Source organism: Formosa sediminum (assembly GCF_007197735.1).
GTDB classification, from domain to species: Bacteria; Bacteroidota; Bacteroidia; order Flavobacteriales; family Flavobacteriaceae; genus Formosa; species Formosa sediminum.
In genome coordinates, this window is the sequence record NZ_CP041637.1 from 2,846,118 (window position 1) to 2,867,065 (window position 20,948).

The 20,948-nt window shown below is 30.6% G+C and carries 21 protein-coding genes; 13 read left to right on the plus strand and 8 right to left on the minus strand.

Translation table 11 applies throughout. The features are described from left to right. Positions 1-99: 99 nt before the first annotated feature. The 5 genes from FNB79_RS12440 (at position 100) to FNB79_RS17480 (ending at position 3,557) form a co-directional block, all read left to right on the plus strand. A complete protein-coding gene (locus FNB79_RS12440; RefSeq protein ID WP_143381612.1) occupies positions 100-453 on the plus strand; it encodes a DoxX family protein in 354 nt (117 codons plus the stop codon). Positions 454-457: 4 nt separating this feature from the next. Then, on the plus strand, positions 458-994 hold the full coding sequence (locus tag FNB79_RS12445) for an NADPH-dependent FMN reductase (RefSeq protein WP_143381613.1): 537 nt from the start codon (positions 458-460) through the stop codon (positions 992-994). Positions 995-1,005: 11 nt separating this feature from the next. Next, positions 1,006-1,443, plus strand: a complete 438-nt coding sequence (locus tag FNB79_RS12450) for a MarR family winged helix-turn-helix transcriptional regulator (RefSeq protein WP_143381614.1) — start codon at positions 1,006-1,008, stop codon at positions 1,441-1,443. A gap of 33 nt (positions 1,444-1,476) precedes the next feature. Beyond that, entirely contained in the window at positions 1,477-2,199 is a 723-nt protein-coding gene (locus FNB79_RS12455; RefSeq protein ID WP_143381615.1) for a pirin family protein, read from the plus strand. 152 nt (positions 2,200-2,351) lie between these two features. Then, positions 2,352-3,557, plus strand: a complete 1,206-nt coding sequence (locus tag FNB79_RS17480) for an OmpA family protein (protein ID WP_185967771.1) — start codon at positions 2,352-2,354, stop codon at positions 3,555-3,557. A 63-nt stretch (positions 3,558-3,620) separates the two neighbouring features. On the opposite strand, the gene FNB79_RS12465 is transcribed toward FNB79_RS17480, so the two are convergent. Beyond that, positions 3,621-4,793: an MFS transporter gene (locus FNB79_RS12465; protein WP_143381616.1), complete on the minus strand. Its 1,173-nt coding sequence runs from the start codon at positions 4,791-4,793 to the stop codon at positions 3,621-3,623. Between the two features lie 379 nt (positions 4,794-5,172). Between FNB79_RS12465 and FNB79_RS12470 the strand changes: the two genes are divergently transcribed. From FNB79_RS12470 to ettA, 3 genes are all read left to right on the plus strand, one after another. After that, positions 5,173-6,621, plus strand: coding sequence for an MFS transporter (locus tag FNB79_RS12470; RefSeq protein ID WP_143381617.1), 1,449 nt, complete (start codon positions 5,173-5,175; stop codon positions 6,619-6,621). 328 nt (positions 6,622-6,949) lie between these two features. Then, positions 6,950-7,132, plus strand: a complete 183-nt coding sequence (locus tag FNB79_RS12475; protein WP_057779529.1) for a CAL67264 family membrane protein — start codon at positions 6,950-6,952, stop codon at positions 7,130-7,132. A gap of 2 nt (positions 7,133-7,134) precedes the next feature. After that, on the plus strand, positions 7,135-8,826 hold the full coding sequence (gene ettA / locus FNB79_RS12480; RefSeq protein ID WP_143381618.1) for an energy-dependent translational throttle protein EttA: 1,692 nt from the start codon (positions 7,135-7,137) through the stop codon (positions 8,824-8,826). Positions 8,827-8,900: 74 nt separating this feature from the next. Here the strand turns inward: ettA and FNB79_RS12485 are convergent, their stop codons facing one another. The 3 genes from FNB79_RS12485 to FNB79_RS12495 all read right to left on the minus strand — a co-directional run bounded on the left by FNB79_RS12485 (position 8,901) and on the right by FNB79_RS12495 (position 11,051). Beyond that, positions 8,901-9,149, minus strand: coding sequence for a hypothetical protein (locus tag FNB79_RS12485; RefSeq protein WP_143381619.1), 249 nt, complete (start codon positions 9,147-9,149; stop codon positions 8,901-8,903). 73 nt (positions 9,150-9,222) lie between these two features. Further along, entirely contained in the window at positions 9,223-9,999 is a 777-nt protein-coding gene (locus FNB79_RS12490; RefSeq protein WP_143381620.1) for an MBL fold metallo-hydrolase, read from the minus strand. 35 nt (positions 10,000-10,034) lie between these two features. Beyond that, entirely contained in the window at positions 10,035-11,051 is a 1,017-nt protein-coding gene (locus FNB79_RS12495) for an arginase family protein (protein ID WP_143381621.1), read from the minus strand. Between the two features lie 125 nt (positions 11,052-11,176). Here FNB79_RS12495 and FNB79_RS12500 point away from each other — a divergent pair, with 125 nt between their 5' ends. Next, positions 11,177-12,061, plus strand: coding sequence for a chromosome partitioning protein ParA (locus FNB79_RS12500; protein ID WP_143381622.1), 885 nt, complete (start codon positions 11,177-11,179; stop codon positions 12,059-12,061). Between the two features lie 78 nt (positions 12,062-12,139). On the opposite strand, the gene hutI is transcribed toward FNB79_RS12500, so the two are convergent. Then, a complete protein-coding gene (hutI, locus tag FNB79_RS12505) occupies positions 12,140-13,378 on the minus strand; it encodes an imidazolonepropionase (protein WP_143381623.1) in 1,239 nt (412 codons plus the stop codon). Between the two features lie 325 nt (positions 13,379-13,703). On the opposite strand from hutI, the gene FNB79_RS12510 reads away from it, so the two are divergent. Together FNB79_RS12510 and FNB79_RS12515 are read left to right on the plus strand one after the other, a co-directional pair. Further along, complete coding sequence (locus tag FNB79_RS12510) at positions 13,704-14,276, plus strand: Crp/Fnr family transcriptional regulator (protein ID WP_143381624.1); 573 nt, start codon at positions 13,704-13,706, stop codon at positions 14,274-14,276. 60 nt (positions 14,277-14,336) lie between these two features. Continuing rightward, on the plus strand, positions 14,337-15,095 hold the full coding sequence (locus tag FNB79_RS12515) for an acyl-CoA desaturase (RefSeq protein ID WP_143381625.1): 759 nt from the start codon (positions 14,337-14,339) through the stop codon (positions 15,093-15,095). Between the two features lies 1 nt (position 15,096). Here the strand turns inward: FNB79_RS12515 and FNB79_RS12520 are convergent, their stop codons facing one another. Next, on the minus strand, positions 15,097-15,735 hold the full coding sequence (locus FNB79_RS12520; RefSeq protein ID WP_143381626.1) for a hypothetical protein: 639 nt from the start codon (positions 15,733-15,735) through the stop codon (positions 15,097-15,099). A gap of 136 nt (positions 15,736-15,871) precedes the next feature. On the opposite strand from FNB79_RS12520, the gene FNB79_RS12525 reads away from it, so the two are divergent. Then, the gene (locus FNB79_RS12525) at positions 15,872-16,504 is read left to right on the plus strand and encodes a MarC family NAAT transporter (RefSeq protein WP_143381627.1); all 633 of its coding nucleotides are present in this window, start codon (positions 15,872-15,874) and stop codon (positions 16,502-16,504) included. Between the two features lie 71 nt (positions 16,505-16,575). On the opposite strand, the gene FNB79_RS12530 is transcribed toward FNB79_RS12525, so the two are convergent. Continuing rightward, positions 16,576-17,799 carry a multidrug effflux MFS transporter gene (locus FNB79_RS12530; protein ID WP_143381628.1) on the minus strand — a complete coding sequence of 408 codons (1,224 nt, stop codon included), beginning with the start codon at positions 17,797-17,799 and terminating at the stop codon, positions 16,576-16,578. Positions 17,800-17,985: 186 nt separating this feature from the next. After that, positions 17,986-18,981: an aldo/keto reductase gene (locus tag FNB79_RS12535; protein WP_143381629.1), complete on the minus strand. Its 996-nt coding sequence runs from the start codon at positions 18,979-18,981 to the stop codon at positions 17,986-17,988. A gap of 140 nt (positions 18,982-19,121) precedes the next feature. Here FNB79_RS12535 and FNB79_RS12540 point away from each other — a divergent pair, with 140 nt between their 5' ends. Continuing rightward, positions 19,122-20,894: an ABC transporter ATP-binding protein gene (locus FNB79_RS12540; protein ID WP_143381630.1), complete on the plus strand. Its 1,773-nt coding sequence runs from the start codon at positions 19,122-19,124 to the stop codon at positions 20,892-20,894. The last annotated feature ends 54 nt before the right edge of the window (positions 20,895-20,948 follow it).

Sequence of the window (20,948 nt, forward strand, 5' to 3'; positions counted from 1 at the left end):
ATACATTTTAATTAATGTCATTTACAATACAAGGAAATATATTCCTAGGAATATATTATTTTTTTATTGTATATTTGTTTTAATAAAACCTTTAATTATATGAAAAAGAATAAAATTATCTATTATGTAGCAACGGGCCTTTTAACAGTTATATTATTGTTTTCGGTAAGTATGTATTTTTTTAAACATGATGAAGTCGCTAACATGTTTACCAATTTCGGATATCCAGCATATCTAATATATCCCTATGCACTGGCAAAATTATTAGGGTTGTTTGCAATATGGAATCCTAATTTTAAAGTGATTAAAGAATGGGCTTACTCCGGATTTTTCTTTGCTTTTGTTTTGGCTTTTTTTGCTCATATTATGATTAATGATGGCGGACATTTACCAGCATTATTAGCTTTAATTTTATTAATTGTATCTTATATCTTTAACAAGAAAATAAATTAATAACATGAAACATATTATTGCATTTGCAGGGAGTAATAGTAAGCAGTCTATAAATAAACAATTGGTAACTTATACAAGCAGTTTAGTTGAAAATTTGGATACCACAATATTAGATTTAAATGATTTTGAAGTTCCTATTTTTAGTGTAGATTTAGAGCAAGAAACTGGGTTTCCAGAACACGCTAAGCGCTTAATGAATATTATTAAAGAAGCAGATGGTCTTATAATTTCCTTAGCAGAACATAATGGTGCGTATACAGCGGTATTTAAAAATCTTTTTGATTGGATATCTAGAGTAGAACCCAAAACATTTCAAAATAAGCCTATGCTTTTAATGGCAACTTCGCCAGGAGCGAGAGGAGGACTTACTGTTTTAGAAATGGCGAAAGCACGTTTTCCTAGACATGATTCTAATATCGTAGCGACCTATTCATTACCGTCGTTTTTCGATAATTTTTCTGAAGGTAAAATAACTCATTCCGATTTAAATGCTCAATTATTAAAGGCGGTAAAACTGTTTCAAGAGGCTTTAAATCACTAAAAAAAACATACATGGGAGATTTTTCAAAAGATATAAATTCTACTTTTCCAAATAATAAAGTAAAAGCCATGCTGAATATTATTTATACAGCAAATTGGATCAATAGCTATCAGAATACTTTTTTTAAACCGTTTAAAATTTCATCTCAACAATATAATATTTTACGAATATTAAAAGGAGCAGGTAAACCTTTAAAGGTGCAAACTATTAAAGAACGTATGGTGGAACGGTCTCCAAATGTTACACGTTTAATGGATAAGTTGTTTGCTAAAAATTTAATATCACGTATTCCATGTCCAACCGACAGACGAGTAGTGTATATAGAAATTACCACGCAAGGTTTAGACTTATTAGATGAAATAGCAAAAACGAAGATGGGAGATATATTTAAGAATTTAACGGAAGAAGAGGCTGCTCAACTAAGTGATTTGTTAGATAAATTACGTTAATGTAACCATACACAAAATTTTAATATAGTTAATATGAAAACAATTTTACATACATCAGAGAGTAGAGGATTTGCAAACCACGGATGGTTACAAGCAAATCATTCGTTTAGTTTTGCTAATTGGCATAATAAAGACCGTATGAATTTTGGAGCATTACGTGTATTAAATGACGATATAATAGCGCCTAAAATGGGATTTGGCACGCATCCGCATAAAAATATGGAAATAATTACCATTCCTTTAAGCGGTGAACTAAAGCACAGAGACTCATTAGAAAACGAATGGAAATCGGTGCTTCCAGATGAAGTCCAAGTTATGAGTGCAGGACGCGGAGTAGAACATTCAGAAATTAATGGTTCTCAGGAAACGCATTTAAACTTATTTCAGATTTGGATTATACCTAATAAAGACAATGTAGAACCACGATACGATCAAGACACTTTTAATACTGCAGCACGAAAAAATCAATTACAATATTTAGTGTCGTCTATAGATTATGAAAAGGAAGGAACATTAAAAATTCATCAAGATGCTTTAATTTCGAGGTTGGATTTAGATGAAAATAACACTTTTCAATACTACTTAAAAAGTAAAAACCACGGTGTTTATATTATGGTAATAAATGGCGAACTTAAACTAGAAGCCTATACATTACAAACACGAGATGCTATAGGTATTTCTGAAACTTCTGTTGTAAATATGCTTGCTTTGGCAAAAACAAGTCTATTATTTATAGAAGTCCCAATGAAGATATAGTGCTTTTAGCTTTAAAAGCTGGGTTTTATGTGGTTATATAACTCCTTTATCTATACGTTAATCTAATTATCGAATATTTAAAACGTTTTAAAGTTTTAATTTTTCAGCAATAAATGCTTTATCTAAATTTGATTAATTAACAAAACCCGGTAATGAAATTATTTAGAGAAACTTTACTTGTATTATTTATTGCAATTAGTTTTGCAAGTTACTCACAAAATGCAGAGTTAACAGAACTTACGGATACTACAGAGCTTAATGAATTAAAAGAAGAATTAGATTCTACTAACGTTAGTTTTTGGATGGTTGGTATAGGATTTAATGCTGTAGACGATTCAGGAAATGTATTTAAAGGCGTTTTTGATACTGAAGAAGGATGGAACACCGTGCCTTACCCTTCAAGATTAAGTATTGGTAAATATTTTAAAAGCGGTTTAGGTATTGAAGGAATTTTTACTTACAATAAGTATAAAGAAGGTAAAATAGTGGATAATTTTCCTCTTGAAAAAGATGTAGATTATTTTGCAATAGACTCTAGATTAAGTTATGATTTAAACAAACTTATTGGAGAAACGGGTTGGTTTGATCCTTATGCAGGAGTTGGTCTTGGATATACTAATGCTAATAATAACGGTAGAGGAACCTACAATGCTATTTTAGGTTTTAGAATTTGGTTTAGTGAAAAGTTTGGAATGGATGTTAATTCTACGGGGAAATGGGGAATGAATCAAAATTTTAGGAACCACAAACAACATGCTATAGGTGTAGTATATAGATTTGATGTAGATAAGAAATTAAATAAAAAAGATCAAGAAAAAATAGATGGATTAGAAGCTTCGTTGTTAGCAGAACAAACACGAGTTCAAGATTCTATTGCAGATGCAAATAAAGCAAATGCCGAAGCAGTATTATTAGCTAAACAACAAGCTGAAGCAGCTGAAAAAGAAAGATTAGCTTTAATAGAAAAAGAAAAAGCTGAGAAGAAAAATAAAATTCAGGGTGAAATAGACAATTTAGATTCTATTTATTTTGCTTTTGATTCTTCTAATTTAACAACAACTTCTAAAACCGTCCTTAATAATTTATTATCTATTTTAAATACATATCCAGAATTAACCTTAGAAATTACTTCGCATACAGATTCTAGAGGTTCTGCAGCATATAATCAAGTCCTTTCTGAAAAACGATTAAAAAGTACTTTAGATTATTTATTAAATAATGGTATAGAAAAAAATAGAATAGAAGGTAAAGCCTTTGGTGAATCTAGATTGATAAATAGGTGTGATGAAAATACAAAATGTACGGAAGACATGCATAAAGAAAATAGACGATCTGAAATACATGTAATAGAATTTTAATTAATTAATATAACTGTTGACCCAAAAAAAAAGCTAACTCTTTAAGAGTTAGCTTTTTTTATTTTAATTGTTATTGACTACCTTTTTATAACGTTGTTTTCTTACCATTATAATTACTAAAGCAATAAGTACGCCTGATGTGGCCATACCAGCTCCAACCCAGTCTGCAGACGTATAACCATATCCCATGGCAATTGGCAATCCTGCAAAATATGCTCCAGAGGCATTTCCTATATTAAAGGCACTTTGGTTTAGTGACGACCCTAAAGTCTCAGAACCTTCAGATGCATTTATAATTGCGACTTGAATTGGTGTTGAAAGGCAAAATGTTACCGCTCCAATTATAAATGTCATAATTAAAACCATTACTTTATCTGAGGCTAAGAATGTATTTATAGCTAGACATACAGCCATAGCAGACAAAATTAAAATTACGGCATACATAGGGGTAAAACGTTCGGTTAATTTGGCTCCTAAAAAATTTCCAACAACCATACCTAATCCTGCCAATATCATTGCAATAGAAACCATCTCGGCTGGATGATGTGCAACATCTGTAATTAATGGAGCAATATAACTATACCAAGCAAAAAAGCCACCTGTTCCTATGGTAGTTAATAAAATAATTAGCCACAACTCTAAGCGTTTAAAAATCTTTAAATCATCAAGAAAATGACTTTCAGAAGATTGTTTTAAAAGAGGCATCCAAAACTTAATACTTAATACAACTAAAACACCTACAAATCCAACTAATAAAAAAGAGAGATTCCAACTAAAATGTTTACCTAGATAGGTACCTAGGGGTACACCAAGTAAATTTGCAAACGTTAATCCGCTAAACATTATCGCAATACCTTGTGCCGATTTTCCTTCTTTAGATAATTTTCCGGCAACAACTGCACCAATTCCAAAAAAGGCACCATGTGGTAATCCTGATAAAAATCTTAATATAATAAACGAAGAATATCCAGTAGCAAAAGCAGACAAGGTATTAAATATAGTAAACCATAACATTAAGCCTAATAAAACTTTATTAGCAGGCCATTTACTACCTATACTGGTTAATACAGGGGCACCAACAACAACTCCAAGTGCATAAGCCGAGATAAAGTGTCCAGCTTTAGGAATTGTTATATTAAATGCCGCTGAAATTTCTGGTAGAATACCCATAATTACAAATTCTGTTAAACCAATACCAAAACCTCCTATGGCTAATGTTAAAAGACCTTTATTCATAATTTAATTTTTTACTTACTAGAGCAGGCAAATGTAAGTGGACTTTTGTTTACAAGATTTATTTTCTATTTAAAAATTAGTTAAATCATGCTATAAATTCAAAATAAACATCAAGTAATACCACAATTTAATGGTTTTAGATGTAGTCTTAATTTCTATTTTATATCATATAAAATCTTCGGTTTTAATTTAAATAATAATGGTTTTGGGGTTGTAGCTGTAATCATATTAATTAAGTGTCGTTATTTTCTTATAGTTACAATTTTTATTATTAATAATGCAATCGATAACATTTTTGATAAAACTATTAGTTTTTGTCGATAAACAACATTATTTTTACTAAACAAATAAACTAAAAATAATATTTTAAAATTTTTTTATGAAAACAACCGACGTTATTGAAAAAAAGTCCAAGTACCGGTGGACAATCGTAGCCATGTTGTTTATGGCTACCGCCGTAAATTATTTAGACAGACAAGTACTTTCTCTAACCTGGAAAGATTTTATTGCTCCAGAGTTTCATTGGACTGATAATGATTATGGAACTATAACTGCATTATTTTCTCTTTTTTATGCCATTAGCTTACTATTTGCAGGTCGTCTTGTAGATTGGTTAGACACCAAAAAAGGATTTATGTGGGCCATTGGAGTCTGGTCTTTAGGAGCTGTATTACATGCATTTTGTGGTATTGCAACTTCTGGAATTTTAACAGGACATTGGTTTGTAGGGTTTGAAGAAGCAAGCCATTATATATCTCAAGTAGAAGACGTATCTCGTGTATTAAATGTAAGTGTTGCCTTATTTATTTTTGCACGTTTAGTTTTAGCGATTGGTGAAGCAGGAAATTTTCCGGCAGCAATTAAAACAACTGCAGAATTTTTTCCTAAAAAAGATAGAGCATATGCAACTAGTATTTTTAACGCAGGAGCTACAGTAGGAGCATTAGCAGCACCATTAATAATTCCATTATTGGCTAAACATTATGGATGGGAATCTGCATTTATAGTAATTGGTGCGCTTGGATTCATTTGGATGGGATGGTGGCAATTTGGTTATAATAAACCACATTTACACCCTAAAGTAAATCCTGCAGAATTAGAATACATTAATCAAGATGTAGAGCCAGTTAAAAAAGATAATGAACTTGGTAAAAAAATCACCTTTAAACAACTTTTTAAATATAAACAAACTTGGGCATTTGCTTTTGGTAAGTTTATGACAGATGGCGTGTGGTGGTTTTATTTATTTTGGACACCAGCTTACTTAAGCTCTGTATATGGTATGGAATCGTCAGATCCTGTTTCACAGTTTGCTTTATTTGTATTATATGCCATTACTTTATTATCGATTATTGGAGGTTGGTTACCAACTTATTTTGTTGAGAAAAAAGGGATGAATCCATATGCTGGCCGTATGCGAGCAATGCTTATTTTTGCTTTTTTTCCACTATTAGCTATTGTTGCTCAACCTTTAGGGCATGTATCGTATTGGTTTCCTGTAATTATAATTGGTATCGCAGGTGCTGCACACCAAGCATGGTCTGCAAATATATTTACTACAGTCGGTGATATGTTTCCTAAATCTGCTATAGCAACTGTAACAGGGATAGGAGGTTTGGCAGGTGGTGTAGGATCTACTTTTATTAATAAAGGATCTGGTATACTGTTTGATTATTCGGCAGAAACAAACATGAATTTTTTAGGTTATGAAGGTATAGAAGCAGGTTATTTTATTGTGTTTACATTTTGTGCTTTAGCTTATTTAATTGGTTGGATTGTGATGAAAACATTAGTACCAAAATATGAACCTATTACAGATTTAGAATAACCCCCAATCTATTTATGATTATATATATAAAGGAATGTGCATTAACACATTCCTTTTTTGTGTTTTTAATTGATTTAAATAAGAAACAACTTGTGAATTAAGATTTTAAATACCAAAAACAAATAATAGTTATAATTGTAATAAGAATGTTGTGGTAATAATTTAAAATTAGTACTAAAAATGCGATATTTGTATCTGAATTTGCGCAAAGGATAGAAGTAACATCCTTTTTTAATGCATAGCAATTAAAAAAGATATAACGAATAGCCTGACAGATTTTAATTTTTACTAAAACTGATGCGCTCTAAAAATATAAGATTTACAAATTATGGCAATGAATAAAAATACGGTTTTAGCTTGGGCAACAACCATTATGATTGTAGTAGGATTAGCTTTAATCGCTTTAGGAGCTTTTAGATATGAAGATGTAGCAGGCTGGGGATTTGCAGCTGTAGGCATTGGTTTTTTTGCTATTGCTTGGGTATTTAACGCATTAAAAGGAAGAGTATAATTATGAGTGACGATAAGAAAGTAATTTTTTCAATGTCTGGATTAACCAAGACATTCCCTGGTGCAAACACACCAGTTTTAAAGAATATTTATTTAAGTTTTTTTTACGGCGCAAAAATTGGGATTTTAGGTCTTAACGGTTCTGGAAAATCGACTTTATTAAAAATTATCGCTGGAGTTGATAAAAATTTTCAAGGCGATGTAACCTTTCTTCAAGACTATTCTGTAGGATATCTAGAACAAGAACCACAGTTAGATGAAGATAAAACGGTAATGGAAATAGTGCGTGAAGGTGCTGCCGAAACTGTTGCTATACTTGAAGAGTATAATAAAATTAACGACATGTTTGGCTTAGAAGAAATCTATTCTGACGCCGATAAAATGGATAAGTTAATGGCACGTCAGGCAGAACTTCAAGACCAAATTGATGCTTCTAATGCTTGGGAGTTAGATACAAAATTAGAAATCGCCATGGATGCTTTACGTACGCCTGATGGGGATAAGAAAATTAGTGTATTATCTGGTGGAGAACGCAGACGTGTTGCGCTTTGTCGTTTACTTTTAAAAGAACCAGATGTATTGCTTTTAGACGAACCTACCAACCACTTAGATGCAGAATCTGTACATTGGTTAGAACAACATTTAGCACAATATAAAGGGACTGTAATAGCTGTAACACACGATAGATACTTTTTAGATAATGTTGCAGGCTGGATTTTAGAATTAGATCGGGGTGAAGGTATCCCTTGGAAAGGAAATTATTCGTCTTGGTTAGATCAAAAATCAAAACGTTTAGCTCAAGAAAGTAAAACAGCTTCTAAACGTCAGAAAACTTTAGAGCGAGAATTAGATTGGGTACGCCAAGGTGCAAAAGGGCGTCAAACCAAACAGAAAGCGCGTTTAAAGAATTACGATAAATTAATGAGTCAAGATCAAAAACAGCTTGACGAAAAATTAGAAATTTATATCCCTAACGGACCGCGTTTGGGTACGAATGTGATTGAAGCCAAAGGTATTAGTAAAGGTTTTGATGATAAACTGCTATATGAAGATTTAAACTTTAACCTTCCACAAGCTGGTATTGTTGGAATTATTGGTCCCAATGGTGCTGGTAAAACAACTATTTTCAGAATGATAATGGGAGAACAAGAACCAGATAAAGGCTCTTTTGAGGTAGGAGACACTGCAAAAATTGCTTATGTAGACCAAAGTCACTCGAATATTGATCCGGAAAAAACCATTTGGCAAAACTTTAGTGACGAACAAGAACTGATTTTAATGGGGGGCAAGGAAGTAAATTCTAGAGCATATTTAAGTCGTTTTAACTTTTCTGGAGGCGAACAAAACAAGAAAGTAAAATTACTTTCTGGAGGTGAGCGTAACCGTTTACATTTAGCCATGACGCTTAAAGAAGAAGGAAATGTATTGCTTTTAGATGAGCCTACAAACGATTTAGATGTGAATACGTTACGTGCGTTAGAAGAAGGTTTAGAAAACTTTGCTGGTTGTGCTGTAGTAATTAGTCACGATAGATGGTTTTTAGATAGAATATGTACGCATATATTAGCTTTTGAAGGTGATAGCCAAGTATATTTCTTTGAAGGTAGTTTTAGTGAATACGAAGAAAATAAAAAGAAACGTTTAGGAGGTGATTTAATGCCCAAACGTATTAAGTATAAAAAATTAGTTCGTTAATTTTTATATACATATAAACATAAAAAGAGCCTATAATTATTTATTATAGGCTCTTTTTTATCTTTTAAATTTCTTTAATTATTGTTATATAAATGTCCTTCTGTAAAATCTTTATATTTTTCTTCTTGTACCTCAGTATCTAAATAATTTAAATTGGAAAGACGTTTGTTTTCTTCGTTTAATTTATAAGTTTTACGCATACCTAAAATTAACAATACCAGTAAAACACTTACGATAATTAATAAACTAATAACAATTTCTTTTTCTTGAATTAACAGTAAAGTATGACTAGATAGCTTGAATTGAGATAATACAATTGACATGATAAAATATATTTGTTAGACTAATAGCGTTTCAAATATAAAATAAAATATCAATACTTACACAATTAATTTATTAATTTTTTGAATACCAATCAAGTAGCGTTACTTTAATGGTCTTGTTTTTTGCTTCAATTAAGCTTTTAAAGTAATTAATATCGCTTAGCCCGTCTGTACCACGGTAATGATAAGGTATAACCTCTTTAGGCTTAAAATCTAAAACTGCATCTGCAGCATTTTTAACAGGCATAGTATAAGGTAAATTCATACATACAAATGCTAAATCTATATTTTTTAAATTACGCATTTCAGGAATATCTTCTGTATCCCCAGAAATGTAAATTCTTGTATCTGATTGAGATAGGAGGTAGCCATTACCTCTTCCTTTTGCATGAAATTTTAAAGCTTCATCACGTAAATTATACATAGGTATGGCTTCTATCTTTATATCTTCGTAAGTGGTCGTTTCTCCATTTTTAATAATAAGAGTTTGCTTTTTTAAGTCAGGAGTTAATTTATCTGCTACAGCTTGTGGAGCAATAATAGTAGTAGCTTGTTGTGTTACAGCTTCTAACGTTTCAATATTTAAGTGATCTCCATGGATATCTGTAATTAGAATAAGATTAGGTGTATCTTGTCCTTTAAATGCTTCTGCACCACCTACAGGATCAAAATATATCACGATGTTTTTCATTTTCATAATAAAGGTTGCATGTGAAATAGGTGTAATTTTTGTGTTTTGTTTAATTAGGGTTGTATCTAATTTTGGAACAAGATATCCTTTATAAGAAGTATTAAAACTATAAGTAGTTATAGATGATAATAAAACTGCAATAAAAAATATTTTTTTCATAATAAGAGTGTGTTTTAAATTTATAAAAATGCAAATTACTTTGTGTGAGCATTCATAAAATTAATAATAAATGTAGTAATAAATTCGCCTTTATGGTTAGAATAATTTATACTACTATCGGTTGTACTAATATGTAAATAGTGCACACCTTTTCGTTTTCCAAAGTAATGTATAAATTTTTTAATTTTTTTGAGACTAAACCCTTCTGTATTGTCTGCCTTACAAGAGTTTATAATATTGCAATCTATTTGTATTCCAAAAGGGGAACCTGAAATTGTTTGTTTTACTTTTTTTAATTCTTTTTTAAATGTAGTTGTTTGCTTAACCTCAATACTTTCATAAGTACTAACATGAATTTGTTTCATTTTTTGAATGGTCTTTAAAATTGAATTAGAAATGGTTTGTTCGTGTAAACCAAATACAAAATAGTGTTTTAAAAATCCTTCAGCATAAGCATAAATAAATCCATTACCATTATGTTTTCCTTTTTTAGGTTTAAATTTAGTATGAGCACTTAAATTTAAAGTATTAATAGGTGTATTAAGTGCTAAAGCGCAGCCTTTAATAATACCATACGCGTTATTTTGAGTACCACCAACAATTATAGGTGTTTTACCTGATTTTTTTAAGGTATAAATTATATGTGTAATCTCTTTGTTTATTTTGGCTATGTGTTTTTTTGCTTTAGCAAGCTGTTTATCTATTGTTAAATCTAGAGTTTTTACTTTATTTAACTCTTTATCAAAATTTAGACTGCCAAGAATTAATACTCTATGAGGTATTAAATATGTATTAATCTTAAAATTTATTAACGATTTTAATGTTGCATCCCAAGTATAAGTCGTATTTTGGTAGCTTAAATGGGTTAATAAATTATTATATTCTGGTAAGCCTATTATAATATAATCAACATCTAAAGCGTTAATATATTCGTATATATTAGTGCAGGATGCTGGTAATAGTTTTATATGTTGACCAAATTTAGTTTCAGAAGAACGGATATCTAATAGTTTGGAAAGATCTTTAGATGTAAAAACGTTAAGTTTATCCATTATAAGTATAAGTTTTTTTAGATTTAAAAGTACTATTTTTTGTTTTATGAACTTAAAATTAATATTATTAGCAACGATATAAATTAAACATTTTATTAACAAATTACAGATTATTTAATTAAATTATGGAACAAAACACATCAAATAACGGCTTAAAAATAGCTCTAGGTGTTGCATTGGTATTATTTTTGGGAACAGCATTCTATACATTCGATCTTATGAAAAAAAAGAACGAAACAGAAGCCCAACTTAAAGCCGAGAAAGAATTAGTAATGACGGATTTAAGTAATATGGCAAAACAGTATGATGTTGCCATTAGTGAAAATGAGATTGCAAATACAAATTTAATTGAAGCACGATCAAGAATTCAAGGTTTAATAGACTCTCTTCAAATTTCTGAAACTAACGTTAAAAGTTTATGGCAATACAAGCAAAAATATTTGAATTTACAGAAGGAAATGGACTTTTTATTAGATGAAAATGATAAACTTAAAACTCAAAATAATTTATTATCGACGTCTTTAGACAGTACACGAACACGTTTAGAAGAACGTAATATGTTTTCTGATTCATTATTAGTTCAAAACTCAGCATTAGCAGAAGTTGTAGAAAATGCTGCTGTTTTAAATGCTGTTAATTTAAAAGGTTTTGGAGTAATAGAGCGTAGTTCTGGAAAACTTATTCCTACAGAACGTGCAAGACGTGCAGATAAGATTAGAGTTTGTTTTACTGTCGCTAAGAATAGTTTAGTGCAAGCTGGAGACCAAGAGTTATATATACAAGTTATAGATCCTAATAACAATGTTATGGGAGTTAATGAGCAAGTTATATTTGGAGAAAAAGCATTAAACTACAGTTTAATTAGTCGTTTTAATTACGAAAATGCCAGTTTAAATGTTTGTGAATTTGTCGCAACTGTTGGAGATGATAAGTTTGAATCTGGCCGATACATAGTAAATGTGTATAATGAAAAGGATTTAGTATCTACATCTGAGTTTACATTGAAGTAAATTTTATATACTTTTTAAAAAAAAAATACCGAATGATTAAAGCAATCGTTCGGTATTTTTTTTGTATTAGATTTATTATTATTCTACGATTATACCATTAATAATAACTGTATTAATTGAATTATTCCCAAAAGCATAAGGCAAATAACTATAGTTTGGGATGTCTTCTGTAATTATAACATTTGCTTTTTTTCCACGCGTTATACTACCAAACATTTTATGGGCTCCCATTGCATAAGCTCCATTTATTGTGGCAGCATTAATGGCTTCTTCAGGAGTCATTTTCATTTTTATACATGCGGTACTTACTACAAAATTCATATTACCACTTGGTGTTGTTCCTGGATTATAATCACTAGCTAACGCTAGCGGTAAACCGGAATCTATTATAGTACGCGCAGGAGTATAAGGAAGTCCTAAGAAAAAAGAACATGCTGGTAAAGCTACAGGCATGGTGTCGCTACCTTGTAATACGTTTACATCTTCAGGTCTCATAACCTCCAAATGGTCTACAGATCGAGCATTGTGTTTTACACCTAAAGCAACACCACCAAAAGCATTAAATTGATTGACATGAAGTTTAGGTACTAAATTATGTGCTTTTCCAGCTTCTAAAATTCGGTCTGTATCTTCTAAACTAAAGTAACCGTCTTCACAATATACATCTATATATTTAGCTAATTGTGCTTTTGCTATTTCAGGAATAGTGGTGTTAATTAACTCGTCTACATAAGCCGTTTTATTGTTTTTATATTTTTTTGGAACAGCATGAGCTGCTAAAAATGTAGGGCGTACTAAAATATTAAAATCGTGTTTAAGACGTTTTATAACACGTAAAATTTTTAATTCAGATTCTAATGTTAAACCGTAACCTGATTTTATTTCAATAGCACCTGTACCCATTTTCATAACTTCGTGTAAACGTTTTACAGATTGCTCATACAAATCGTCTTCACTTGTTTGTGCTAAAATTTCAGCAGAGTTTAATATACCACCACCTTTATTTGCTATATCTTCATAGGTTAAACCATTAATTCTATCTACAAATTCTTGCTCTCTATGTCCAGCATAAACTAAATGTGTATGTGAATCGCACCAAGCAGGTAATACAATTTTACCAGTTGCATCAATAGTTTTTTCAGCAATAATTCCACCAATATTTTTCATAGAACCATATTCAACTATAGTATCGTGTTCTATAAGAAGGTATGCATTTTCTAAGTACGGTAAAGTTTTCATTTCACTACCTGAAATTTTATAAATACCACGTGTTCTTGTTTGTAATAACTGCTTTATATTGGTAATAAGTATAGACATTTTTTAATGTATTTTAGACGTATAAATTTATGAAAATATTTTCACTTAGGGATGCCTAAAAGTGTATGGTTTATATAGGATTCTTATTTTAAGTATGTAAAAAAAATAAATTTATAGAAAAATAGTGCTTTAAATAAAATACTAAGTAATACTATCTTAGTGTTTATTTGTAATAACTGTTAAAATATTAAGATTTTTTAAGTTGTAATCTGTTTCTTATAAATATTTTCCTAGCGTTATAATTTATTAAGTATTCTGTCGTTTAAAACAATTAGAAATTCATAAATTTAACTTTTACTAAAACCAAATATTTTGTTGGTATAACATGATAGAAATTAGAGATTATATAGAATCTACAGTATCAATAAGCGATAAAGATTGGGACATATTTTCATCTAAACTTAAAACACGTACATTCAAGAAAAAAGAACGGATATTAAATGTTGGGGACACAGAAAATTATATATCTTTTATTGCCACTGGTGTGGCGAGATTTTTAATACCACATGAAGATGAAGAGAAAGATGTAACTTTTGGATTTTGCTTTGAGAATGAATTTATTAGTGCTTATGATTCTTTTTTAACACAAAAACCATCTTTGTATGCTTTAGAAGCTTTAACAGATTTATCTATGTGGAGTGTATCTTATACAGATTTGCAAGAGGTTTATAAGAGTACAGAAGTAGGCAACCTTATTGGTAGATTATCATCAGAACGGTTATTTTTAATTAAATCTAAACGCGAACAATCTTTATTAAACGAAACTGCAGAACAACGTTATATTAACTTATTTACAGAACGTCCAAACCTTATTAAAGACATACCTTTAAAATATATTGCATCTTATATTGGAGTAACTGCACAAGCTTTAAGTCGTATTAGAAAGCGTATTTCTTAACCCATGTTCATTTTATAATCGCATTTAATATAAGTTCTTTGTATTATAAAATTTTATCAAATGGAAATTATAGTCTTTATGATTATTTTGTGGTATTCAGGCTTGTTTTTTCAAACTTTCTTTCTGCATAGATATGCCGCGCATCAAACTTATAAAATGTCTAGATTTGGAGAAAAAGTATGTTATGTACTAACCTGGATCTGTCAAGGTTCTAACTATTTAAGTGCTTATGGTTATGGTGTAATGCACAGAATGCATCATGCCTATGCAGATACAGAAAAAGATCCGCATTCCCCAAAATATGATAGTAATGTATTTTCAATGATGTGGAGGACAAAAAACATCTATCAAGATATTAATAAACAACGAATTGCTGTAGATGCAAAATTTACTAAAAATGTGCCTCAATGGAAACGTTTTGATGATTTTGCGAGTTCGCGTATTTCTCGCTTAGTTTGGGCTTTTTTATATACCTTATTTTTTATATGTTTTGCTACAGCGTGGTGGCATTGGTTGTTTTTACCAATAGCATTTTTTATGGCACCCATACATGGTGTTATTATTAATTGGTTTGCTCACATATATGGATATGTAAATTTTAAAGTAAGTGATACTTCTAAAAATTTATTACCGTTTGATTTTTTAATGATGGGTGAAGGGTACCATAATAATCATCATAAATTTGGTGGTCGTGCTAATTTTGGAGGTGTACGTTGGTACGAATTGGATGTGACTTATTGTATTATGAAGGTGCTTGATGCATTGGGGTTTATTTCCATTAAAAAGAGTGCTTTGGCCCCTGTAAAACGCGAAGTTTAAATTAATAATTATAATTACGATATATACGTAATAAACTATCGGAAACTGTGTAATGTTGTTCTAATATTACACAGTTTTTGTTTTTCTCTTTTTTTAAACATGTTACATGTATAGTCTCTATTAGTGTTCCAGAACGATCTTCCACTGTAATACTACTAAGTTCGCGGTTATCGTAATTATAATTATAAGTATTAAAGCTTGTAAAATTATCTACACGTTTTAAAATCCTCCCATCTTTACTATAAAACATAATTTTTTCATTTTGTTTATGTTTTTTTTGAGAATAACAACTTATACGTTCTCTGTGGTTTGTTTTCCAACGGGTTTTACAATAATAATTGGGTAAATCTGGAAAAGTCTGCTTGGTAAAAAATAGTTTTTTTTCTGTAGTTTGAATAGTGTCTAATGTTGCATTTAAGGTGACAGAATAGTTTACTCGTCCTTGTTTTGTGAATTCTAAATATTGTTTTTTTAGTAAAGAAGAATCTTTAGAACTCTCGAATACAAAAGTACTAACAGTCATGTTTTTTATACCTGCTTGTAATTGATGCTTCTTTACGTAAGGTACAGAAGTACACGATTGCACTGCTATTAATATTCCACTTAAAATTAGAAAATATGCTAACCTATTAATTCTCATGCTTATAAAGATAAACTATTTTTTCTATTAACAATTTATAGTAATTAAAGTTCTTAATTTCATTTTCAATTCACAATTACTTAAACCCTAACTAACCTACAATAATTTAAAATGAAGTGTATTTGCAGAAAAAACAATGGAATTATTTTTATCTGCTTTTGGTGCATTATTTTCAATTATAAATCCTTTAGGTACAGTACCTGTATTTGTAGGATTATCATCAGAAAACACAAAAAAAGAACGTGCAGTTATAGCATTTTGGACAGCTATAAATGCTTTTATTATTTTACTATTATCCTTCTTTGCTGGTAAATATATATTGTCTTTTTTTGGTATAAGTATTGATGCGTTAAAAATTGCTGGCGGTCTTATAATAGCATCTTCGGGTTTTGCTTTATTAACAGGTAAATTTGCAGAACATAAAGGGATGAAACGAAAACGTGTTGAAGAAGATATACATAATAGAAATGAAATTAGTCTTACACCTTTAGCAATACCAATGTTAGCTGGTCCTGGAACAATATCCTTGTTAATTACTTACAATCAGGAATATTCAGATTTAGAAGATAAATTAATTATTATAAGTGCTTTAATATTTACTACAATTTGTATTTATCTAATTTTAAAGAGTTCGTATTTAATCGTAAAATTTTTAGGTGCATCTGGTATTAATGCTTTGTCTCGAATTATCGGATTTATTGTTATAGCTATAGGTATTGAATATATAATTTCGTCTTTAGTAAATATAATTTCGCTTATCGAGATATAACTAATTGTGGTGATGTGTTTTAGTGTTGTTGTTTCAAAAGAGAAATTTAAAAATAGTAAATACAGTAACTTTTAACTTCTTTTTAAATTAAATTTTCGGAAGAGTCGTTGGCGTTTTAAATATATAAAAGTAAAGAGGCCTAAGCTTCCACATACTGAAAAACCAGTAAATAGAGGTAAAGCAGTATGTGTTACATAGCTTCCTATAAAGGTAGCAATAGGAATGGCAACAACAGTCGCTATAAAACCTGTTAAGGCAGCTCCAATACCTGCTATATGGCCAATAGGTTCCATGGCAATAGCTCTTAAATTTCCAAATAGAAAACCTAAAGTAAAAAACTGTGCTGCTAAAAATGGTACTAAAACATACAGACTAGGATTTGATGTATTCCAAAATAATACCATATAAGTTGTAGAAATTAAGCTAAAAGCAGCTAACGATGTAAATGCTAATCTTCGCATACCAAACCGAACTACAAGCGTACCATTTAATAATGTAGAAATTCCGATAGATATTGCTAGACCAGCAAATACATATGGGAATTGTTCCCCAATTTTATACTGATCTATAAAAATATGGTGGGCAGAACTTAAATATACCATAAATGACCCTGTAATAAACCCAGAAAGTACAGTAAAAATCATAGCTTCTTTATATCGAATTAATTCGCTAAATCCGTTTATAAAGACATGTTTATTAAATGGTATTTTAAATTCTGGATGTAAAGTTTCAGGTTGGCGTTTCCAAAACCATATACTTACAACTATTGCAAAAAATAATTGAGTATAAAATATGGTTTGCCAATTAAAATGGTTTAAAATAAATTGGCCTAATGCAGGGGCAATTACAGGAACCAAAATAAAGAAAGCAGTTACAAAAGACATCATTCTGGCCATATAATTCCCTCTATGTGAATCTCTAATTATAGATATGCAAATTGTTCTAGGAGCTGCAAGTCCGATACCCTGCAAAATACGACCTACTAACATAAGTTCTAAACTTTTTGCGTTTATACAAATTATACTAGCTATAATAAATATACTAAAACCCACATACATTAAAGGTTTTCTTCCAAAACTATCAGAAAGCGGACCTAAAATTAATTGGCCAATACCAAAGCCTAAAAAAATCATAGTCACTAAAGATTGTAAATCTGTACTGTTTTGATTTCCAATAGCTATACCAATATCTGGAAAGGCGGGTAGTAAGGCATCTATTGATAATGCAACTATAGACATTAGGGATGCCATAAGTGCTATAAACTCAAAATGATTTTTCTTTTTGTCTTTTTGCATCGCACAAAAATACTATTTCCTTATAGATATGCTGTGTTTTTTAGTGTTATAAATCAGGTATTAATAAATCCATAATAAAACACCTTATTCAATAAGAATAAGGTGTTTTAAGGTTAAATATCTAGGTTGCTATTTAAAGATTCTAAAGGTTTAAAATAGCACGTACTTTAGCTCATGCATTAAAGCTTAAACATCTAATTTTACTTTTTCTAATGCTTTATTTATAAATTGTAATTCATCAGTAGTTAATTTTACATCAATACTTTTAGCATTAGAAATAGATTGTTCAGCATTTCTTGCACCAGCTAAGGCAATAGTTATACCTGGTTGCTCAATTGTCCATCGTAAAACCAATTGAGAAAGTGACGCATTTTTAGCTTCAGCTAGAGGTTTTAGTTTATCTAAAAACTCTGCCGTTTGTTTTATATTTTCATCTTTAAAAAAGGCTAATCCTTTTCTATGGTCGCCTTCAGCAAAAACATGGCCGGCTTTCATTTTTCCAGTTAATAAACCACGTTGTAACGGACTATAGGCTAAGATAGACATGTTATGTTCTAAAGTATAGGGAACCAGATCTGTCTCTATACCACGATTAACCATACTATAAGGCACTTGATTTGAAATGACATCTACATATGTATTGGCTTCTTTTAATTGGTCTACACTGTAATTACATACACCCGCATATCTTACCTTACCATCTTTTATTAACTGTGCTACAGCTTCCATACTTTCTTGAATTTCTGTAGTAACATCTGGCCAATGTATTTGGTATAAATCTATATAATCTGTACCTAAACGTTTTAAGCTATCTTCACATTCTTTAATGATACTTTTTTTACTTGCATTTTTATAAATGGAAATGTCTTTACCATTGTTATCTTTAGAGTTCACATAAAATTCACCATCAGTTGCATCCCAACGTAAACCATATTTTGTAACTAATTGTACTTGATCTCTTGGAAGTTCCTTAATGGCTTCTCCAACTATTTTTTCACTATGTCCCATTCCGTAAATAGGTGCAGTATCTATACTAGTAACGCCATAATCAAACGCAGATTGAATGGCTTTAGCGGCATCATTTTGCTCAGTGCCTCCCCACATCCAACCCCCGGCTGCCCATGCTCCAAAAGTAATTGCTGATAATTTTAAATCTGATGTTCCTAATGTTCTATATTCCATAATGTATATGTTATTTAGTCTGATAAATTTACGGATAACAATACAGAACAGAAACTCTTTTAAACTCTATTAACATTATTTACTTTATAATTCATCATAGTTTATCAGGTAGAATTATATTTACCATTTAAATTTAAGTTATGAGACATCACAGACATCCCGATATGCCACAATCTAAAAAAGCTTCTAAAGTGAGTATGGCACAAGCTTTTAAAACAATTATATGGCCCCGAAGAAACTTAGTATTTATTGGGTTAATTTTAATTGTGGTTAGCCGTTTAGCGAGTTTGGTATTACCTTGGAAGAGTAAAGTATTGTTAGACGATGTTATTCCAAATAAAGATTATAGTCAATTATATAGCTTATTAGCTATTGTTGGAGGCGCTATACTTGTACAAGCCATAACATCTTTTTTATTGACTAAAATATTAAGTGTACAAGCGCAATATTTAATCTCAGAACTACGAGCAAAAGTTCAGAAAAAAGTATTGTCGTTACCAATTAGTTTTTTTGATAATACAAAGTCTGGCGTATTAGTCTCAAGAATAATGACAGATGTTGAAGGTGTTAGAAACTTAATTGGCACAGGATTAGTACAATTAGTAGGAGGAACCTTTACAGCAGTTATATCCCTAGTATTATTAATAAGAATAAGCCCCTCAATGACCCTCTTTGTGTTAGTACCTATTGCTATTTTTGGGGTGTTAGCTTTAAAAGCTTTTAAATATATACGTCCTATTTTTAGAAAACGTGGCGTAATAAATGCAGAAGTTACAGGCCGATTAACTGAAACACTTGCAGGAGTTCGAGTTATTAAAGCTTTTAATGCAGAAGATCAAGAACATAAAGCTTTTGAAACTGGTGTAGATAAATTATTTCAGAACGTTAAAAAAAGTTTAACAGCAACTGCTGTAATGACCAGCTCGTCTACATTTTTATTAGGTATAGCATCTACAGGAATTATGGGTATTGGTGGGTATAAAATCATGCAAGGCGAATTAACTATTGGAGATTTTATGTTCTTTACGCTCCTTTTAGGTTTTATGATAGCGCCTATAGTACAAATGAGTAATATAGGGAGCCAATTAACAGAAGCTTTGGCAGGATTAGATCGTACCGAAGAACTTATGAATATGCAAGCAGAGGAAGACGACGAAAGTCGTACGCTTGAGATTGAAAACATGAAAGGAGATTTGGTGTTTAATGATGTCTCTTTTGCTTATGAAGCTGGTAAAAACGTACTACATAATATTAGTTTTAATGCACCTTCAGGTTCTGTTACAGCTTTAGTAGGAAGTTCTGGTTCTGGAAAATCTACAATTGCAAGTTTATCTGCCACGTTTTTAAATCCTCAATCCGGATATGTAGCTGTAGATGGTTACAATTTGTCTAAAGTTAAATTACAAAGTTTTAGAAAACATTTAGGTGTGGTACTTCAAGATGAATTTTTATTTGAAGGGACTATTCGAGATAATATTATGTTTCCTAGACCAAATGCTACCGAAAAAGAATTGTTACAAGCTGTAAATTCTGCTTATGTAAATGAATTCACAGACCGATTTGAGAATGGTTTAGATACTTTAATAGGCGAGCGTGGTGTAAAATTATCTGGAGGTCAACGTCAACGAATCGCTATTGCACGTGCCATTTTAGCCAATCCAAAAGTGATTATTTTAGATGAAGCCACTTCAAACTTAGATACGGAAAGTGAAGGTTATATTCAAAAAAGTTTAAATACCTTAACTAAAGATCGTACTACAATTGTTATTGCTCACCGCTTAAGTACTATCCGAAAAGCAGATCAGATTTTAGTTATTGAAGAAGGAAAAATTAAAGAACGTGGCACTCACGACGAGCTTATTGCAGCCCAAGGCCGATACTATGACTTGTATACTTTTCAAGCAAAAATATAATTTTACAATAATTTAAAAGACTTGATATTAAGCTTTTTAAAGCAGAGTATGTTT

Excerpts from the sequence above, each read along its gene's own strand:
- FNB79_RS12500 (WP_143381622.1), top strand. The coding sequence starts at position 11,177 with ATGGAACAAAACACATCAAATAACGGCTTAAAAATAGCTCTAGGTGTT.
- FNB79_RS12495 (WP_143381621.1), bottom strand. The coding sequence starts at position 11,051 with ATGGATAAACTTAACGTTTTTACATCTAAAGATCTTTCCAAACTATTA.
- FNB79_RS12525 (WP_143381627.1), top strand. The coding sequence starts at position 15,872 with ATGGAATTATTTTTATCTGCTTTTGGTGCATTATTTTCAATTATAAAT.
- ettA (WP_143381618.1), top strand. The coding sequence starts at position 7,135 with ATGAGTGACGATAAGAAAGTAATTTTTTCAATGTCTGGATTAACCAAG.
- FNB79_RS12450 (WP_143381614.1), top strand. The coding sequence starts at position 1,006 with ATGGGAGATTTTTCAAAAGATATAAATTCTACTTTTCCAAATAATAAA.
- FNB79_RS17480 (WP_185967771.1), top strand. The coding sequence starts at position 2,352 with ATGAAATTATTTAGAGAAACTTTACTTGTATTATTTATTGCAATTAGT.
- FNB79_RS12470 (WP_143381617.1), top strand. The coding sequence starts at position 5,173 with ATGAAAACAACCGACGTTATTGAAAAAAAGTCCAAGTACCGGTGGACA.
- FNB79_RS12510 (WP_143381624.1), top strand. The coding sequence starts at position 13,704 with ATGATAGAAATTAGAGATTATATAGAATCTACAGTATCAATAAGCGAT.
- FNB79_RS12520 (WP_143381626.1), bottom strand. The coding sequence starts at position 15,735 with ATGAGAATTAATAGGTTAGCATATTTTCTAATTTTAAGTGGAATATTA.
- FNB79_RS12540 (WP_143381630.1), top strand. The coding sequence starts at position 19,122 with ATGAGACATCACAGACATCCCGATATGCCACAATCTAAAAAAGCTTCT.
- FNB79_RS12485 (WP_143381619.1), bottom strand. The coding sequence starts at position 9,149 with ATGTCAATTGTATTATCTCAATTCAAGCTATCTAGTCATACTTTACTG.
- FNB79_RS12445 (WP_143381613.1), top strand. The coding sequence starts at position 458 with ATGAAACATATTATTGCATTTGCAGGGAGTAATAGTAAGCAGTCTATA.
- FNB79_RS12535 (WP_143381629.1), bottom strand. The coding sequence starts at position 18,981 with ATGGAATATAGAACATTAGGAACATCAGATTTAAAATTATCAGCAATT.
- FNB79_RS12440 (WP_143381612.1), top strand. The coding sequence starts at position 100 with ATGAAAAAGAATAAAATTATCTATTATGTAGCAACGGGCCTTTTAACA.
- FNB79_RS12475 (WP_057779529.1), top strand. The coding sequence starts at position 6,950 with ATGGCAATGAATAAAAATACGGTTTTAGCTTGGGCAACAACCATTATG.
- hutI (WP_143381623.1), bottom strand. The coding sequence starts at position 13,378 with ATGTCTATACTTATTACCAATATAAAGCAGTTATTACAAACAAGAACA.
- FNB79_RS12530 (WP_143381628.1), bottom strand. The coding sequence starts at position 17,799 with ATGCAAAAAGACAAAAAGAAAAATCATTTTGAGTTTATAGCACTTATG.
- FNB79_RS12515 (WP_143381625.1), top strand. The coding sequence starts at position 14,337 with ATGGAAATTATAGTCTTTATGATTATTTTGTGGTATTCAGGCTTGTTT.
- FNB79_RS12455 (WP_143381615.1), top strand. The coding sequence starts at position 1,477 with ATGAAAACAATTTTACATACATCAGAGAGTAGAGGATTTGCAAACCAC.
- FNB79_RS12490 (WP_143381620.1), bottom strand. The coding sequence starts at position 9,999 with ATGAAAAAAATATTTTTTATTGCAGTTTTATTATCATCTATAACTACT.
- FNB79_RS12465 (WP_143381616.1), bottom strand. The coding sequence starts at position 4,793 with ATGAATAAAGGTCTTTTAACATTAGCCATAGGAGGTTTTGGTATTGGT.